The sequence below is a fragment of the Micromonospora sp. DT15 genome, assembly GCF_049841475.1.
Classification (GTDB): Bacteria; Actinomycetota; Actinomycetes; order Mycobacteriales; family Micromonosporaceae; genus Micromonospora.
The window spans coordinates 32,059-48,536 of the sequence record NZ_JBNCKJ010000009.1; the positions used below are offsets into that span (position 1 = coordinate 32,059).

Annotated in this window: 14 protein-coding genes; 4 read left to right on the top strand and 10 right to left on the bottom strand. The window is 71.1% G+C overall.

Annotated elements, in window-relative coordinates:
* The first annotated feature begins 117 nt into the window (after positions 1 to 117).
* Positions 118 to 1,296, top strand: a complete 1,179-nt coding sequence (locus tag ACLQ3F_RS20340; RefSeq protein WP_425850797.1) for an NAD(P)-dependent malic enzyme — start codon at positions 118 to 120, stop codon at positions 1,294 to 1,296.
* Between the two features lie 139 nt (positions 1,297 to 1,435).
* Entirely contained in the window at positions 1,436 to 2,398 is a 963-nt protein-coding gene (locus ACLQ3F_RS20345) for a zinc-binding dehydrogenase (protein WP_425850798.1), read from the top strand.
* Between the two features lie 123 nt (positions 2,399 to 2,521).
* Here ACLQ3F_RS20345 and ACLQ3F_RS20350 read toward each other — a convergent pair whose 3' ends face one another.
* Together ACLQ3F_RS20350 and ACLQ3F_RS20355 are read right to left on the bottom strand one after the other, a co-directional pair.
* The gene (locus ACLQ3F_RS20350) at positions 2,522 to 3,475 is read right to left on the bottom strand and encodes an alpha/beta hydrolase family protein (protein ID WP_425850800.1); all 954 of its coding nucleotides are present in this window, start codon (positions 3,473 to 3,475) and stop codon (positions 2,522 to 2,524) included.
* Positions 3,476 to 3,572: 97 nt separating this feature from the next.
* Positions 3,573 to 4,622, bottom strand: coding sequence for an aldo/keto reductase (locus ACLQ3F_RS20355; RefSeq protein WP_425850803.1), 1,050 nt, complete (start codon positions 4,620 to 4,622; stop codon positions 3,573 to 3,575).
* A gap of 91 nt (positions 4,623 to 4,713) precedes the next feature.
* On the opposite strand from ACLQ3F_RS20355, the gene ACLQ3F_RS20360 reads away from it, so the two are divergent.
* Entirely contained in the window at positions 4,714 to 5,175 is a 462-nt protein-coding gene (locus tag ACLQ3F_RS20360) for a MerR family transcriptional regulator (RefSeq protein ID WP_357202815.1), read from the top strand.
* On the opposite strand, the gene ACLQ3F_RS20365 is transcribed toward ACLQ3F_RS20360, so the two are convergent.
* Entirely contained in the window at positions 5,057 to 5,602 is a 546-nt protein-coding gene (locus ACLQ3F_RS20365; protein ID WP_425850806.1) for a nucleotidyltransferase domain-containing protein, read from the bottom strand. The genes ACLQ3F_RS20360 and ACLQ3F_RS20365 overlap by 119 nt on opposite strands.
* 28 nt (positions 5,603 to 5,630) lie before the next feature.
* The gene (locus ACLQ3F_RS20370; RefSeq protein WP_425850809.1) at positions 5,631 to 6,527 is read right to left on the bottom strand and encodes an alpha/beta hydrolase family protein; all 897 of its coding nucleotides are present in this window, start codon (positions 6,525 to 6,527) and stop codon (positions 5,631 to 5,633) included.
* 157 nt (positions 6,528 to 6,684) lie between these two features.
* On the opposite strand from ACLQ3F_RS20370, the gene ACLQ3F_RS20375 reads away from it, so the two are divergent.
* Complete coding sequence (locus ACLQ3F_RS20375; RefSeq protein ID WP_355008141.1) at positions 6,685 to 6,858, top strand: hypothetical protein; 174 nt, start codon at positions 6,685 to 6,687, stop codon at positions 6,856 to 6,858.
* 134 nt (positions 6,859 to 6,992) lie between these two features.
* Here the strand turns inward: ACLQ3F_RS20375 and ACLQ3F_RS20380 are convergent, their stop codons facing one another.
* The 6 genes from ACLQ3F_RS20380 to ACLQ3F_RS20405 form a co-directional block, all read right to left on the bottom strand.
* Positions 6,993 to 8,108, bottom strand: a complete 1,116-nt coding sequence (locus tag ACLQ3F_RS20380; protein WP_425850812.1) for an acetate/propionate family kinase — start codon at positions 8,106 to 8,108, stop codon at positions 6,993 to 6,995.
* Positions 8,105 to 10,174, bottom strand: a complete 2,070-nt coding sequence (gene pta, locus ACLQ3F_RS20385) for a phosphate acetyltransferase (protein WP_357205118.1) — start codon at positions 10,172 to 10,174, stop codon at positions 8,105 to 8,107. Before pta ends, ACLQ3F_RS20380 begins: the two co-directional genes overlap by 4 nt.
* 178 nt (positions 10,175 to 10,352) lie before the next feature.
* The gene (locus ACLQ3F_RS20390) at positions 10,353 to 10,538 is read right to left on the bottom strand and encodes a DUF6104 family protein (protein WP_355008138.1); all 186 of its coding nucleotides are present in this window, start codon (positions 10,536 to 10,538) and stop codon (positions 10,353 to 10,355) included.
* 135 nt (positions 10,539 to 10,673) lie between these two features.
* A complete protein-coding gene (locus ACLQ3F_RS20395; RefSeq protein WP_425850816.1) occupies positions 10,674 to 14,441 on the bottom strand; it encodes a multifunctional oxoglutarate decarboxylase/oxoglutarate dehydrogenase thiamine pyrophosphate-binding subunit/dihydrolipoyllysine-residue succinyltransferase subunit in 3,768 nt (1,255 codons plus the stop codon).
* A 274-nt stretch (positions 14,442 to 14,715) separates the two neighbouring features.
* Entirely contained in the window at positions 14,716 to 15,528 is an 813-nt protein-coding gene (locus ACLQ3F_RS20400; protein ID WP_355008136.1) for an ABC transporter permease, read from the bottom strand.
* Positions 15,525 to 16,460 carry an ABC transporter ATP-binding protein gene (locus ACLQ3F_RS20405; protein WP_355494508.1) on the bottom strand — a complete coding sequence of 312 codons (936 nt, stop codon included), beginning with the start codon at positions 16,458 to 16,460 and terminating at the stop codon, positions 15,525 to 15,527. Before ACLQ3F_RS20405 ends, ACLQ3F_RS20400 begins: the two co-directional genes overlap by 4 nt.
* Positions 16,461 to 16,478 lie beyond the last annotated feature (18 nt).

Here is a 16,478-nt window from a genome sequence, read left to right on the forward strand (position 1 = left end):
ACACTATGCTCGGAAAGTGCCCGGGTGACCCCCCGCACCGCGTGCCACCGCTCGCCGCCCACCTCGCGGCGGGGCAGGCCGCCTCACATCTGCTCGACAGATCCTGGAGTCACCACCATGTCTTCGTCCACCGTGGACCCCGCTGATCCCGTCTTCCTGCTGCACCGGGGCGGCAAGATGGCCGTCACCTCGACCGTGCCGCTCACCAGCCGGGAGGACCTCTCTCTGGCGTACACCCCGGGGGTGGCCCGGGTGTGTGAGGCGATCGCCGCCGACCCCGCCCTGGTGGACGACTACACCTGGGTGTCGCACACGGTCGCGGTGGTCACCGACGGCTCGGCGGTGCTCGGGCTGGGCAACATCGGCCCCCGGGCCGCGCTGCCGGTCATGGAGGGCAAGGCGGTGCTGTTCAAGCAGTTCGCCGGGGTGGACGCGGTGCCGGTGTGCCTGGACACCCAGGACGTGGACGAGATCATCGCGGTGGTGCGGGCACTGGCGCCCTCGTTCGGTGGGATCAATCTGGAGGACATCAGCGCGCCGCGCTGCTTCGAGATCGAGCGCCGGCTCGACGAGGCGCTGGACATCCCGGTCTTCCACGACGACCAGCACGGCACCGCCATCGTGGTGCTGGCCGCGCTGCGCAACGCCGCGATGTTGCTCGACCGCAAGCTCGGTGACCTGCGGGTGGCGGTGAGCGGCGCGGGCGCGGCCGGAGTGGCCGTGACGAAGATGCTGATCGCCGGGGGCGTCAACCCCGACCAGGTGGTGGTCTGCGACTCCAAGGGGATCATCGGCCGGCACCGCACCGAACTGACCGGCACCAAGGCCGAGTTGGCGGCGAGCACCAACGCCGACGGCCGCCACGGCGACATCACCGAGGCGCTACGCGGCGCGGACGTGCTGATCGGGGTCTCCGGCGGGCAGATCCCCGAGGCCGCGGTGGCTCAGATGGCACCCGGCGGGATCGTGTTCGCGCTGGCGAACCCGACTCCCGAGGTGCACCCCGAGGTGGCCGCCCGGCACGTCGCGGTGGTCGCCACCGGGCGCAGCGACTACCCCAACCAGATCAACAACGTGCTGGCCTTCCCCGGGGTGTTCCGCGGCGCGCTGGATGCCGGTGCCATCCGGATCACCGAGGCCATGAAGGTCGCCGCCGCGGACGCCATCGCCGGCGTGGTGGCGGAGTCCCTGACCGCCGACGCGATCGTTCCGTCCCCGCTCGACCCGCGCGTCGCGCCGGCAGTGGCCGAGGCGGTCGCCGAAGCCGCCCGCCGCGACGGCGTCGCCCGCCGGTAAACCGCACGCGTATGGACGGGGTGCCCAGGCGCAGCATGCGCCGCTGGTCCACGCGCACGCGTGGGCCAGGGGCGCTCCGGCGCAGCATGCGCCGCTGGCCTACGCGCACGGCTTCTTAACGAGCGCTCAGCTTGTTACCGTGCCGATCATGCGTGCTGCCTTTGCCTCCCGTTTCGACGACGCCGACCCGCTCGCCGCGCTCACCGTCGGCGAGCGGCCCGAGCCGACCCCGCCGGCCGACGACTGGGTGACCGTGCAGTTGCGGGCCACCTCGCTCAACCACCACGACCTCTGGTCGCTGCGCGGGGTCGGTCTCACCGAGGCCCAGCTACCGATGATCCTCGGCTGCGACGCGGTCGGGCTGGACCCGGAGGGACGCCCGGTGGTCGTGTACCCGGTGGTCGTCACGCCGGGTGACCCGCGCGGGGTTTCCATCCTCTCCGAGCACTTTGCCGGGACGCTCGCCGAGCGGGTGGTCGTACCCCGGTCGAATCTGATCCCGCTGCCCGACGGCATGGCGGCGACCGACGCGGCGTGCCTGCCCACGGCCTGGCTGACCGCGTGGCGGATGCTGACCACCAAGGGACGCGTCGCGGACGCCGACAGCGTGCTGGTCCAGGGCGCGGGCGGCGGCGTGGCCACCGCGGCCGTCGCACTCGCCGTCGCGATGGGCAAGCGGGTGTACGCGACCAGCCGCGACGCCGTCAAGCGGGACCGGATCTCGGCCCTCGGCGCCACCTCCTTCGAGCCGGGTGCCCGGCTGCCGGAGCGTGTCGACGTGGTGATCGAGACGGTCGGCGCGGCCACCTTCGACCATTCGCTGAAGTCGGCCGCGCCGATGGCCCGGATCGTGGTCTCCGGCGCGACAGCCGGGCACGAACCGTCGGTCAACCTGCGCCGGGTCTTCGCCATGCAGCTGGAGATCCTGGGCACCTCGATGGGCACGCCCGGCGAGCTGTACGAGCTGCTGGCGTTCTGCTCCGACAACGAGGTGCGCCCGGTGGTGGACAGCGTCATTCCGTTCAGCCGGGTCGAGGACGCCTTCGCTCGACTGCACTCCGGCGACGCCTTCGGCAAGGTCGTCATCGACCACACCGCCTGACGCCCGGTCCGCGGGCGTGCGCGTCAAGATCCGCGCATCATCGGGGAAACTGCTGCCTCCCGGGTGTCCCGAGGCAGCAACATCCCCGATGTTGCGCAGATCTTGGGCGAGGGCGCGGCGCGGTCAGAGGTGGTCGTCGAAGGTGGCTATGTCGCCGCGCGTCGCGTCGGTGGAGATGCGCTTCTTGGCATCCGCGTCTCCGTAGAGCGACCAGCGCAGGAACTCGATCGACGTGTCCGACACCACCCGCAGCGCGGCCTTGTCCTTGAGCATCGTCCGCCCATGGTCGCCCTTCGGCAGGCTCAGCATCGCCTTCGGCCAGGGCACCTTGTCGTACGCGGCCCTGCCCGCCGCGTACTCGACCACCTCGTCCAACTCGCCGTGTACGAACAGTTGCGGTGCGGCGGCACCGGCGAACGCGGTGCCCACGCCCAGCGCCGTGCCCGCGAACACCACACCCGCGTCCAGCCGCTTGTCCCGGCTCGCGGTGAACAGGCCGATGGTGGTCACCCCGCCGGCCGAGTGCCCGGCCGCGGCCACCCGGTCGGCGTCCAGCCGGCCCTGCAACTGGTCGTCGGCCTTGCTGTCCAACGCGAGCACCTGGTCCAACGCGTACGACACGTCGGCGGGTTGGTTGAGCACGTCGAGGACGTTGTTGTCCGCGCCCCGCGAGGTGTGCGGGAACGTCGGCGCGGCCACCACGAACCCTGCTGCCGCCCACCGGGTCAGTAGCGTGGCGTAGTCGTCCGGCCGGCCACCCAGGCCGTGACTGAACATCACCACCGGGAAGCGGCCGTGCGCCCCCAGCAACCCCGGCGTGACGGGGCCGTTCTCGCCGAGCGCCGGGTACCAGATCCGCACCGGCAGCGCCCGGCCGTCGCGGTTCAGCTTCAGGTCGCGTACGCCGACGGGGTAGGGATTTTCTGGCGCGTGCCCGGCCGGGACCTGTGGCGTCGCCGGGGCGGTGGGCTCCGGCGCGGCCGGCGCCCGCCGTACCGGGGCGTCCGTGGAGCACCCGACGAGAGCGGCCAGAAGCAGGGCGGTGATCAGCATTGTGGGGGTGACGCGACGCGGCATGAATCTGATTGTGCCCTGCCCGGCGGACCCGCCCGGCTGGCTTCGTCGCGCTGTGCCCACCCGGTCACCGGCCGCTGCGTCCCGGCATCAGGCTCAGTCAGGCCGCAGCACGTTCGGTGAGCGGACGTCGCCGTCGTGCGGTGTCGGTCAGCGCGCGCGGAGGGAAGGCGGCGTTGGGGTCGTACCGGTTCGTTCCGGGCGGAACGATCTCGTCGATCCGGTCGAGGGTCGCGTCGTCCAGGGTGAGCGTGGCGCCCTTGAGCAGGTCCTCCAGGTGCGGCATGGTCCGCGGTCCGATGATCGCCGAGCTGACGGCCGGATGGGCCACCGTGAAGGCGATGGCGAGCTGCGGGAGCGTGCAGCCGATGCTCGCCGCGAGGTCGACGAGCTGTTCCACGATGTCGAGCTTGGCGGCGTTCTCGGCGATCGTGGGGTCGAACTGCGCCGGCCGGAGCACGGCCCGCCCGGTCGACAGGTCGATGGGCTGGTCCCTGCGGTACCTGCCGCTGAGGAACCCGAAGGCGAGCGGGCTCCAGACCAGCACCCCCATGCCGTAGCGCTGGCAGACGGGGAGGGTCGACGCTTCGACGCCGCGGGCCAGGATCGAGTACGGCGGCTGCTCGGTGCGCAGGCGTCCCAGGCCACGACGCTCGGACACCTGGTGCGCCTCGACGATCTCCTCGGCCGGGAAGGTCGAGCAGCCGAAGGCGCGGATCTTCCCGTCGCGGACGAGGTCGCTGAGTGCCGAGAGCGTCTCCTCGATGTCGGTCGAGGGGTCGGGACGGTGGACCTGGTAGAGGTCGATCCAGTCGGTGTTCAACCGCCGGAGGCTCCCCTCCACCGCTTTGAGGATCCACCGCCGCGAGTTGCCGCCCTGGTTGGGTCCCTCGCTCATCGGAAAATGCACCTTGGTGGCGAGCACGACGTCGTCCCGGCGGCCCCGCAGCGCCTTGCCCACGATCTCTTCGGACTCGCCCCGGCCGTACATGTCGGCGGTGTCGATGATGTTGATGCCCTGGTCGAGGGCGGTGTGGATGATGCGGGCGCAGTCGTCGTGGTCGGGGTTGCCGACGGCGCCGAACATCATGGTCCCGAGGCAGTGGGTGCTCACCTGGATGCCGGTGCCGCCGAGGTTGCGATAACGCATGTCGATGCTCCTTGGCTGATGTGCTAGCGATCACCGCGCACCCTAGGAGCTAGAGTCAGCTCTAGGTCAACTCCTCGTTACCCTGCTCGGCATGGCCGAGATCACCGCGGGTCTGAGCATCGGGCAGGTCGCCGAACGCACCGGCTTGAGCGTGCACACCCTCCGCTTCTACGAGCAGGAGGGCCTCTTCGTCGGCCCGGTGCGGCGTGGCCCTGCCGGGCGTCGCAGCTACAGCCAGGACGACGTGGACTGGCTGACCGTCTGCATCATCCTCCGCGCCTCCGGGATGCCCCTGCCCGCGCTCCGGCGGTACACCGACCTCGTCCGGGAAGGCGCCGGCAACGAGGAGGAACGGCTCGCGCTGATGCGCGAGCACCACAGTCGCGTCACCACCCAGATCGACAGGCTCACCCAGAGCCTGGACCTGATCACCTTCAAGGTCGGGGTGTACGAGGACCTACTCGACCCGCACCGGAGCGCAGCCGAGCTAGATCCTCGGCGTCCTTCGGGCGACGGGGACGTTCCGGCATCCAGACCGGGTACATCTGCTTGAACTCGATCTGGGCAGCCACCGAGATGGTCGGCGCGCAGAGCGGGCCGATCCGGCCGGGTGGGGCGTCCAGCATCCCGGCCGGCAGCGGGGTGCCGGTCCAAGCCCCGGCGCCCACCGTCGGTCGGCCGGCGGCGTCGCGACCCAGGTACGCGAAGCTGACCTCCACGTCGGCGGCGAACAGGTCGAGCTGCGACTCCACTGGCATCCTCGGGTCGGGAAGCCAGCCCCGGGCCAGCAGCAGGTCGGCCAGCCGGTCGGCGTCGTCGCGCCAGCAGTACCAGTCGACGTCGAGGTGCGGGCGGGTCACCGCGCCGAGCTGGAAGTCCATCGCCCAACCGCCGCGCAGCCACACCGGGATGCCGTCCGCCCCGGTCACCTCGATGACCTCGGCGATGCTCGCCAACTGCCGGCGCGCAAGCTCGTCCACCGGACGACCGTACCGGTGTCGGTCGGTTTCAGTGGGCCGGGCGGGACTCGTAACGGGTCAGGGTGGGGGAGTGGGCGTCGGCGGGGAGGCGGGCAGCGGCGGCCCGGTCGCCGTAGAGGGTCCAGCGTAGGAAGTCGGTGGTGGTGGCGATGACCGGGGCGAAGCCCGGGTGGCCCGGCGCGAGGTACGCGCCGTGGTCCCCGCCGAGCAGGCTGAGGAACGCGGCCGGCCCTGGGGTGCGCGCGTACGCCGCCCGGCCGACCGTCACCGGCACCACCGGGTCGGCGGTGCCGTGCACGAAGAGCACCGGCGCGGCCGGTCCGGCGAAGCTGCCCGGCAGCCCACCGCCGGCGATCACGATCCCGGCGCGTAGCCGGGCCGGGTGGCCCTCGCTGAACATGCCGGAGGTGGTGAAGCCGCCCGCCGAGTGCCCGGCGGCGGCGACCGAGGTCAGGTCGAGGTGCCCGGCGAGGGGATCGGCAGGGCGCCGGTCGAGGTCGCCCAGATAGCGGATCAGTCGCCAGGCATCGGCCGGCTGGTGGCGTACGTCGGCCCGGGTGAAGTGGGCGGCGCCCTGTCGGGTGTGCGGATACGCGGGTGCGGCCACCACGAAACCAGCCGCCGCCCAGCGGTTGGTCAGGCCGGCGTGCAGCTCGGGTCGGCTGCCCAGCCCGTGGCTGTAGATCACCACCGGGAACCGTCCGGCCGCCACCCGGCCGGTCGACGCCGGGTACCAGATCGTCACCGGCAGAGGGCGCGCCGAGCGCGGATCGAGGGTGAGCGTATGCACGCCGACGGCGTACGACCCCTCGGGCGCCCGACGCGCCGACGCCGGCCCGGTGGCCCCGCCAGCCACGGCGGTGGCCGGCGCACAACCGGTCAGCAGCGCTGTCACCAGTACGGCCATCAGCCGGCCCGCCCCCATCGTTCCACGGTAGGTGCCTGGGCGGGCGTAGCGTCCCCGCCGTCCGGCTCGGGTGCACCCGCCACCCGGTCGGGTCACCTCCGTCGGCCGGGTCCACCCCTGGGACGCAGCGGGCCAGGGACGGTGCGGCGTGACCAGCTTCGCTAGGGTCACCGACATGCCTGAGAACTACACGGACCCCAGCGGCAACACCGAGGCGTTCCGCGCCTTCAACCAGACGCCGGAGACTGCGACGCCGACGGAGGCTCCGTCCCGCCTGCCGCTCATCATCGGTGCGGCAGTGGTCGTCGTGGTGCTGGTGGCACTCGTCGCCTGGCTGGCGACCGGCTGACCGAACCGCCTGGCTGGCGACCGGCTGACCGAACCGACCGGCTGGCCTAGCTGCCTGGCTGGCCCCGGCACTGAATGGGCTTCACCGACTCGCGCGCACCCTCGGGCCTCCCGGGGGTGCGCGCCTCAGTGGTGTCAGGCCGCCCCGACCACGTCCCGGGTCTGCCGGGCGATCTCCCGCTCCTCGTCGGTGCGGATGACGCAGACGCTCACCTCGGCGCCGTCGGGTGAGATGAACCGGTCGCCCTCGCCGTCGTTGCGGGCGTCGTCCACAGTGATGCCGAGCCGGCCCAGGCCGGCCAGCGCGGCGGCCCGTACCGGCGCGGCGTGCTCGCCGACCCCGGCGGTGAAGGTGATCGCGTCGACCCGGCCGAGCAGCGCGTAGTACGCCCCGACGTACTCGGTGATGCGCCGGCAGTACACGTCGAAGGCCAGCGCCGCCGCCCGGTCACCGGCGGCCCGGCGTTCGAGCACCTCGCGCATGTCGTTGACGCCGGTCAGCCCGAGCAGGCCGCTGCGGTGGTTGAGCAGGTCGTCGATGTCGTCCACCGACAGCCCGCCCTCCCGGCGCAGATGGAAGATCACGGTCGGGTCCACGTCGCCGCTGCGGGTGCCCATCACCAGCCCCTGCAACGGGGACATGCCCATCGAGGTGGCGACGCTGCGGCCGTTCTCCACCGCGCAGGCGCTGGCCCCGTTGCCGAGGTGCAGGGTGATCGTGTTGACCTGCTCGTACGGGCGGCCCAGCAGCTCGGCGGTGCGCCGGGACACGTACGCGTGTGAGGTGCCGTGGAAGCCGTACCGGCGGATGTCGTACCGCTCGGCGGTGTCCCGGTCGATCGCGTACGTCGCGGCGGCCTCCGGCAGGGTGTGGTGGAACGCGGTGTCGAAGACGGCGACCTGCGGCACGTCGGGCAGCGCCGCGCGGGCCACCTCGATGCCGGCCAGGTTGGCCGGGTTGTGCAGCGGGGCGAGCGGCACCAGATCCTTGATCGCGGCCAGCACCGCGTCGTCGACAAGCACCGGCGCGCTGAACGTCCCGCCACCGTGCACCACCCGGTGTCCGACCGCCGTCAGCCCGGTCAGGTCCAGCCCGTCCAGGATCTGCCGGACCGCCTCGGCGTGGTCCGCCGGGCCGCCACCGGGCTCACCGACGCGCTCGACGGTGCCGTGGTCGATTGCCTGGTCCCCGTCGTAGCGGCGCCACTTCACCGACGACGACCCGCAGTTGAGCACCAGCACCCGACTCACGACGCCTCCTCGGTGGCCGCCTGGATGGCGGTGATCGCCACGGTGTTGACGATGTCCGGAACCGTGGCACCCCGCGACAGGTCGTTCACCGGCCGCCGCAGGCCCTGCATGACCGGGCCGACGGCGACCGCCCCGGCCGAGCGCTGCACCGCCTTGTACGTGTTGTTGCCGGTGTTCAGGTCCGGGAAGATGAAGACCGTGGCGTGCCCGGCGACGGGGCTGTCGGGCAGCTTCGTGGCCGCCACCGCCGGGTCGATCGCCGCGTCGTACTGGATGGGCCCCTCGACCAGCAGGTCGGGCCGGCGCTGCCGGACCAGCGCGGTGGCCGCGGCGACCTTCTCCACGTCGGCGCCCGCGCCGGAGCTGCCGGTCGAGTACGACAGCATGGCCACCCGGGGTTCGATGCCGAACCGGGCGGCGGTGTCGGCCGACGAGATCGCGATGTCGGCGAGCTGGGCCGCGTCCGGGTCGCGGTTGACCGCGCAGTCCCCGTAGACCAGCACCCGGTCGGCGAGCAGCATGAAGAAGACGCTGGAGGCCACCGAAACGTCCGGCAGCGTACGGATGATCTCGAACGCCGGCCGGATGGTCGCGGCGGTGGTGTGGGTGGCGCCGGAGACCATGCCGTCGGCTCGGCCGGTGGCCACCATGAGCGTGCCGAAGTAGTTCGGCTGCGCGACGATGTCGTGCGCCAACTCGGCGGTGACGCCGCGGTGGGCGCGCAGCCGGGCGTACTCGGCGGCGAAGTCGTCGCGCCACTCGCTGGCCCCCGGGTCGACGACCCGCACGTCGCCGAGGTCGATGCCCAGCTCCCGGGTGCGTCGGGCGATGTCGTCCGGCCGGCCGAGCACCGTCAGCTCGGCCACCCCGCGCCGGAGCAGGATCTCCGCCGCGCGCAGGACCCGCTCGTCGGTGCCCTCCGGCAGCACCAGGTGCCGGGGCTTCGAGCGGGCACGGTCGATCAACTCGTTCTCGAACATCAGTGGGGTGACCCGCGCCGACCGGCTGACCCGCAGCCGACGGGCCAGGTCGTCGGTGTCCACACAGCGCTCGAACGCGCCGAGCGCGGCCTCCACCTTGCGGGGATTGGTAGCGCTGGGCCGGCCCTCGATGCGACTGGACGCGGCCACCGTGTCGTAACTGTCGCTGCGCACGGAGAGCACCGCCAAGCCGGTGTTGAGCCCCTCCACCAGCCGCATGACCCTCGGGTCGGGCTGCTCGCCGAGGGTGAGCACCAGTCCGGCCACCGACACCTGTCCGGCCACGTGCGCGGCGCTCGCGGCGACGAGCAGGTCGGCCCGGTCCCCCGGGGTGATCACCAGGGCGCCCTCGGTGAGGTGGCCCAGCAGGGTCGGCACGTGTGCCGCGCCGACCACGAAGTCCAGCACGTCGCGACCGAGCGCGGCGTCGTCCCCGGCCAGCAGGGTGGCGCCGAGGGCTGTCGCCACCTCGGCCACCGTCGGCGCGGACACGCTCGGCACCTCGGGGATGGCGTACGCGGGGACCGGCAGCTCGGGCAGCGTCATCGGCTCGGTGACCCGGTTGGCGATCACCGCGAGCACCGTCGCGCCGAGGTCGGCCAGATCGTGGTACGCCCCCCGCATCGCCGACGCGACAGCCGCCGGCTCCTGCCCGAAGCCGTCCACGACCGGCACCACCACGCTGCCGAACTCGGTGGCCAGCCGGGCGTTGAACGCCAGCTCCCGGGGGTGGGCCGGGTCGCCCGGCTCGTCGAAGTCACTGCCCACCACGACCACCGCCGGGCACTGCCGCTCCACCGCCCGGTAGCGCTCGACGATGGCGGAGATGAGCTGCTCCCGTCGGCCGTCGGCGACCAGTGCCGAAGCCTCGGCGTAGCTCGCCCCGGCGAGTTCGGACAGCGGTACCTCGACGCGATAGCGCTCGCTCAGCAGCGCGAGGATCGGGTCCTGGCCGGTGTCGGCCACCAACGGCCGGAACACGCCGATCCGCCCGACCTGGCGGGACAGCAACTCCGCCAACCCGAGGGCAATCGTCGACTTGCCCCCGCCGGACCCCACGCTCGTCAAATACACACTTCGGGCCACAGCCCCACCCTAGAAGATCGCGAGGCACCCCACCCGGGCCGTCCGACCCTGCCGGTCCGACCCCTCCCTGCGGGCCCGACCCCTCGCCCCGGTAATCATGGAGTTAGCGCCCGACACGCCGACGACACGCGCGGATAACCTCATGATCAACCTGCGGGGTGGGTGGGTGGGTGGGGGGTCAGGCGTCTTCGTCGTCGGGGTCTTCCAGGCGGGCGAGGTAGGTGGCCAGGCGTTCGATGGGAGTTTCGAAGTCGGGGTTGAGGTCGACGAAGTCGCGCAGCCGCTCGCCGAGCCACTCCAGGGTCACCTGCTCCTCGCCCCGGCGCTCGACCAGCTCCTCAATGCCACGGTCGGTGAAGTACATGGGTACGTCCTCGTGCTCGGCCCGGCACGGGCCGGGCGGTGGTGGGTGGATGGTCAACCGGCTGGCGGGACCTACGAGAGCCGGGGCAGGACCGTGGTGAAACGGCCCTACCCCGGCTTCCGTGCTCAGGTCAGGTCACGGGCGGGGGAGAGCCGCCTCGATCAGCGCGTTCTGCTCGACCTCGTGGGTCTTGGCCGAGCCGACCGCCGGAGCGGCGGCGGCCGGGCGGGAGATCCGCCGCAGCCGAACGTCCGTGAGGTGCTCCAGCAGGTTGAGCGCGACGAACGACCAGCCACCCTGGTTGGCCGGCTCCTCCTGCACCCAGGCGAAGTCCTCGGCGTTCGGGAACTGCGCGAGGGCGGCCCGGATCTCCTCCACCGGCAGCGGGTACAGCTGCTCCAGCCGGAGGATCGCGGTGTCGGTGACGCCGCGCTCCTGCCGGGCCTGGAACAGGTCGTAGTAGACCTTGCCGGAGCAGAGCAGCACCCGCTTCACCGCCTCCGGTGCCGGGGCGGCCGTGTCGCGCAGCACCGGCTGGAAGGTGCCGGTGGTGAAGTCCTCCACCGACGAGACGCAGAGCTTGTGCCGCAGCAGCGACTTCGGCGTGAACACCACCAGCGGCTTGCGCTTGGGCGACAGGGCCTGGCGGCGCAGCAGGTGGAAGTAGTTCGCCGGCGTCGTCGGGATGGACACCCGCATGTTGTCCTCGGCGCACATCTGCAGGAACCGCTCGGGCCGGCCGGAGGTGTGGTCCGGGCCCTGACCCTCGTGGCCGTGCGGCAGCAGCAGGGTGATGGCGGAGCGCTGGCCCCACTTCACCTCACCGGACGAGATGAACTCGTCGATCACCGACTGGGCGCCGTTGACGAAGTCGCCGAACTGGGCCTCCCAGGCGACGAGGGCGTTGATGTTCTCCACCGAGTAGCCGTACTCGAAGCCCATCGCCGCGTACTCGCTGAGCAGCGAGTCGTGCACGAAGAACCGGGAGCGGTCGCCATCGCCGGTGAGCGACTTCAGCGGCAGGTAGTCGTCGCCGGTGCGGGAGTCGACCACCGAGGCGTGCCGCTGGACGAACGTGCCGCGGCGGGAGTCCTGCCCGGCGAGCCGGACGGTGACCCCGTCGTGCAGCAGCGCCCCGAGCGCGATGATCTCGCCGAAGCCCCAGTCGATGTTGCCCTCGACGGACATCTTGGCCCGCCGGTCCAGCAGCTGCTGGATCCGCTTGTGCGGGGTGAAGCCCTCCGGCAGGTTGATGTGCGCCTCGCCGATGGCCTTGACCACTGACGCGTCGGTGGCGGTGTCGACCTGCGGCTCCGGCTCCTCCTCGCGGCGCGGCCGGTTGAGCTGGCGCGGTGCCGAGGCGGCGTCCCGGGTGGCCTTGAAGACCTTCTCCAGCTGCGCCTGGTAGTCGCGCAGCAGCTCCTCCGCGTCCTCCACGGTGATGTCACCGCGACCGATGAGCTCCTCGGTGTAGAGCTTGCGGACCGAGCGCTTCGAATCAATGATCTTGTACATCTGTGGGTTGGACATCGACGGGTCGTCGCCCTCGTTGTGCCCGCGCCGGCGGTAGCAGACCATGTCGATCACGACGTCCTTGTTGAACGTCTGCCGGTATTCGAATGCCAGCCGGGCCACCCGGACCACTGCCTCCGGGTCGTCGCCGTTGACGTGGAAGATCGGCGCCTGGATCATCCGGGCCACGTCGGTGCTGTAGAGGCTGGACCGGCTGTACTCCGGTGCGGTGGTGAAGCCGACCTGGTTGTTCACCACCACGTGCACGGTGCCACCGGTGCGGTAGCCGCGCAGCTGGGACAGGTTGAGCGTCTCGGCGACCACGCCCTGCCCGGCGAAGGCGGCGTCACCGTGCACCGCCAGCGGCAGCACGGTGTAGCCCTCCAGCTTGAGGTCGATCCGGTCCTGCTTGGCCCGGACGATGCCCTCCAGCACCGGGTCGACGGCCTCCAGGTGCGACGGGTTGGCCACCACCGACACCTTGACCGCGTGCTCGCCGTCCGGGGTGGTGAACTTGCCGTTCTGACCCAGGTGGTACTTCACGTCGCCGGAGCCCTGCGTCGAGCGCGGGTCCAGGTGACCCTCGAACTCCGAGAAGATCTTCTCGTACGGCTTGCCGACGATGTTGGCCAGCACGTTGAGCCGACCCCGGTGGGCCATGCCGATGACGACCTCGTCCAGCCCGTTCTCGGCGGAGGATTCCAGCACCTCGCCGAGCAGCGGGATCAGCGACTCGCCGCCCTCCAGCGAGAAGCGCTTCTGGCCGACGTACTTCGTCTGCAGGAAGGTTTCGAACGCCTCGGCGGCGTTGAGCCGGTTGAGCACGTGCTTCTGCTCGTCGGCGGACGGCTTCTCGTACTTGCGCTCGATCCGTTCCTGGACCCAGCGACGCTCCTCCGGGTCCTGGATGTGCATGTACTCGATGCCGACGCGGCGGCAGTACGAGTCGCGCAGCACGCCGAGGATCTCGCGCAGCTTCATCCGCTGCCGGCCGGCGAAGCCGTTGACGGGGAACTCGCGGTCCAGGTCCCACAGGGTGAGCCCGTGCTGGAGAACGTCCAGGTCGGGGTGCTTGCGGATCTTGAATTCCAGCGGGTCGGTGTCGGCCATCAGGTGACCGCGCACCCGGTAGGCGTGGATCAGCTCGTGCACCCGGGCGGTCTTGTTGATCTGACCCTCGGAGTTGACAGCGACATCGCGCATCCAGCGCACCGGCTCGTACGGGATGCGCAGCGCGGTGAAGATCTGGTCGTAGAAGCCGTGCTCGCCCAGGATCAGCTCGTGCATCACCTTGAGGAACTCGCCGGACTGCGCGCCCTGGATGATCCGGTGGTCGTACGTGCTGGTCAGCGTGATGATCTTGCTGACCGCCAGCTCGGCGAGGGTGGCCTCGGACATCCCCTGGTAGGGGGCCGGGTACTCCATCGCGCCGACGCCGATGATCGCGCTCTGCCCCTGCATGAGCCGCGGCATCGAGTGCACGGTGCCGATGCCGCCCGGGTTGGTCAGCGAGATGGTGGTGCCGGAGTAGTCCTCCATGGTCAGCTCGTTGCGCCGCGCCCGTCGGACCACGTCCTCGTACGCCTGCCAGAACTGCCGGAAGTCCATCTGCTCGCAGCCCTTGATGGAGGGGACCACCAGGTTGCGGCTGCCGTCCGGCTTGGCGAGGTCGATCGCGATGCCGAGGTTGACGTGTGCCGGGCGGAGCACCGCCGGCTTGCCGTTGGCCTCGGTGAAGGAGTTGTTCATTTCGGGGTGCTGGACCAGCGCGCGCACCATCGCGTAGCCGACCAGGTGGGTGAAGCTGACCTTGCCGCCCCGCCCACGGGCGAGGTGGTTGTTGATCACGATGCGGTTGTCGACCAGCAGCTTCGCCGGGACCGCGCGAACGCTGGTCGCGGTGGGCACGCTCAGCGAGGCGTCCATGTTCTGGACGATCTTCGCGGCGACGCCCCGCAACGGCGTGGTCTGCGGGCCGTCGGCGGTCGGCGCGGGGGCCTTGGCGGCCGGCTTGGCCGCAGCGGCCTTCTCCGGCGTCTTGTCCGGCGCGGCCTTCGGCGTGGCCGGGGCGGCGGGCTTGGCCGGCGCCGGCTGGGCGGCGGCCGACTTGCTCGTGGTCGCCGGCTTGGCCGGGGCGCTCGGCTGGGTGACGGTGGCGGCTGCCTCCGGCTGACCGTCCGGCTCCGGGGCGGCGGCCGGCTTGTCCGACGACTCGGCGCCGCGCGGGGTGCCCGCTCCCGGTGCCGGTCGGTAGTCGGCGAAGAAGTCGTGCCAGGCCGAATCAACGCTCGATGGGTCGGCGAGGTAACGCTGGTACATCTCCTCGACGATCCACTCATTCGGGCCGAAACCCGCCAGTGGGTTCTCCTGCGAAGTCTGCTGGGTCGACACGGCCGGTAATCGCCTCTTTCACGCGGGTTTGTGTGGCACGCGGTGGGTCCGTCGCGCCCGATTAGGAGCACGGACTAGACGTCTCCCAGGCTACGCCGTACCGATCCCGCAGGCATTTCCGCCTCGGTCCCGTGGCCGGTTTCACAGAAGATGCCAGAAGTTCGGCAACGCCTGCGCCCACCGTGTCGAACTGGTAACACCAGGGGGCGGACGCCGAGCGGCCGCCCGACCCCGGAACGGCCAGCTCGTTGCCGCCCCGGGGTCGCAGACGCCGTCAGGCGATGTCGCGCCGTCGGGTGAGCAGGATTCCGACGACTCCGCTGACCAGCGCGTAGCCGATCAGCACCAGGGCCCCGACCCACCAGGACGGGGTGAACTCCGAGGTGCCCTCCGTGATCATGACCTGGGATGCCACAGCGGGCCAGACCACCTGCCACTTGAGCACCGCCTCGCTGTCGAGGAGGTTCGACAGGAGCAGGAAGAGCAGACCCACCACCTGGGTGCCGATCAGGTAGAGCACCGCCGCCGTGATCACCGCTCCGAGCTGGTTGGTGATCAGCGTGCCGATGCCCACCCCGAGGATCGTCCAGATGGCGTAGGCCAGCAGGTTGAACAGCAGCGCCCGCTGCACCGGCCACTCACCGAGCTGAGTGCCGTAGTCGTTCGCGGACAGGAAGATCGCGCCGGCGGCCAGGTCGATCAGCGTGGTGGCCAGCCAGAACATGAAGCCGAGCAGGCTGGCGGCGACGAGCTTGCTGACGATGACCGACGTTCGCCGGGGGGTCGTCAGGAACGTCGTGGTCGCGGTCTGGTGGAAGAACTCGTTCGTGACCATCAGGATGCCGATGAGCATCACGAACATCAGCCCGAGGTACTGGCCCGAGGTGTAGAGGTTCGCCGCCTGCGCCGGCGCGGTCGCCTGCTCGGGGCTGACACCTATGTTCTCGGCGTCCCCGCCGAGCGCCGTGACGGCCAACCACGCGTTGATCGCGAACGCCAGGGCGATCGAGAGGAGCGCGCCGATAGCCAGCCACCACCAGGTGCTGGTGGTACGGATCTTGAGTAGCTCGGATCGGACCAGGTTCATCGGATGCCCGCCTTTCCGGCCGTCAGCTCCAGGAAGACCCGTTCCAGATCGGGCCGTTCGGTGGTCAGTTCGTGCAGCTCGACCCCGGCCGCGAGAGCGGATCGGCCGATCGTCGGAGCGTCCACCCCGCCGACCAGCAGCACACCCTGCTCGTCAGTCTCGACGGTCGCCGACTGCGCCTTCAGGGCGGCTGTCAACACCTCGGCCTGCGGGGTGCGGACCCGGACCCGGGCGCCCTGGGCCATCGACCCGAGCACCTGGTCGACCGGACCCTGCCGGACCAACTGCCCGGCCGCGATGATCACCACGTCGTCGGCGAGCAACTGCATCTCCGACAGCAGGTGGCTGGAGACCAGCACCGTACGACCCTCGTGGGCGAGGTTCTTGAGGAACCCACGCATCCACCGGATGCCCTCCGGGTCCAGCCCGTTGGCCGGCTCGTCGAGGATCAGCACGCGGGGGTCACCGAGCATCGCGGCGGCGATGCCGAGCCGCTGCTTCATGCCCAGCGAGTAACCCTTGAACTTGCGCTTCGCCGCCGGGGTCAGCCCGACCAGGGCCAACGCCTCGTCGGCCCGCTGCTTGGGCAGCCCGGCCGCGGCGCAGATGACCCGCAGGTGGTTGATGCCGGTGCGGCCCTTGTGCGCGCTGGAAGCCTCCAGCACCGCCCCGACCTGCCGCAGCGGGGTGGCGAGGTCGGTGTACCGCTGGCCGCTGATGGTGGCCGTGCCGGCGGTCGGCGTGACCAGGTTGAGCAGCATGCGCAGCGTGGTGGTCTTGCCTGCGCCGTTCGGGCCGAGGAAGCCGGTCACCCGTCCCGGCGCCACTGTGAAGGACAGGTTGTTCACCGCCCGGACGTTCTTGTACTGCTTCGTCAGACCGGACACCACGATCTGACCGTCGCTGGTGGGGCTTCGCTGCCCGTCAGTCATCGTTCTCCTCCCGTGTGT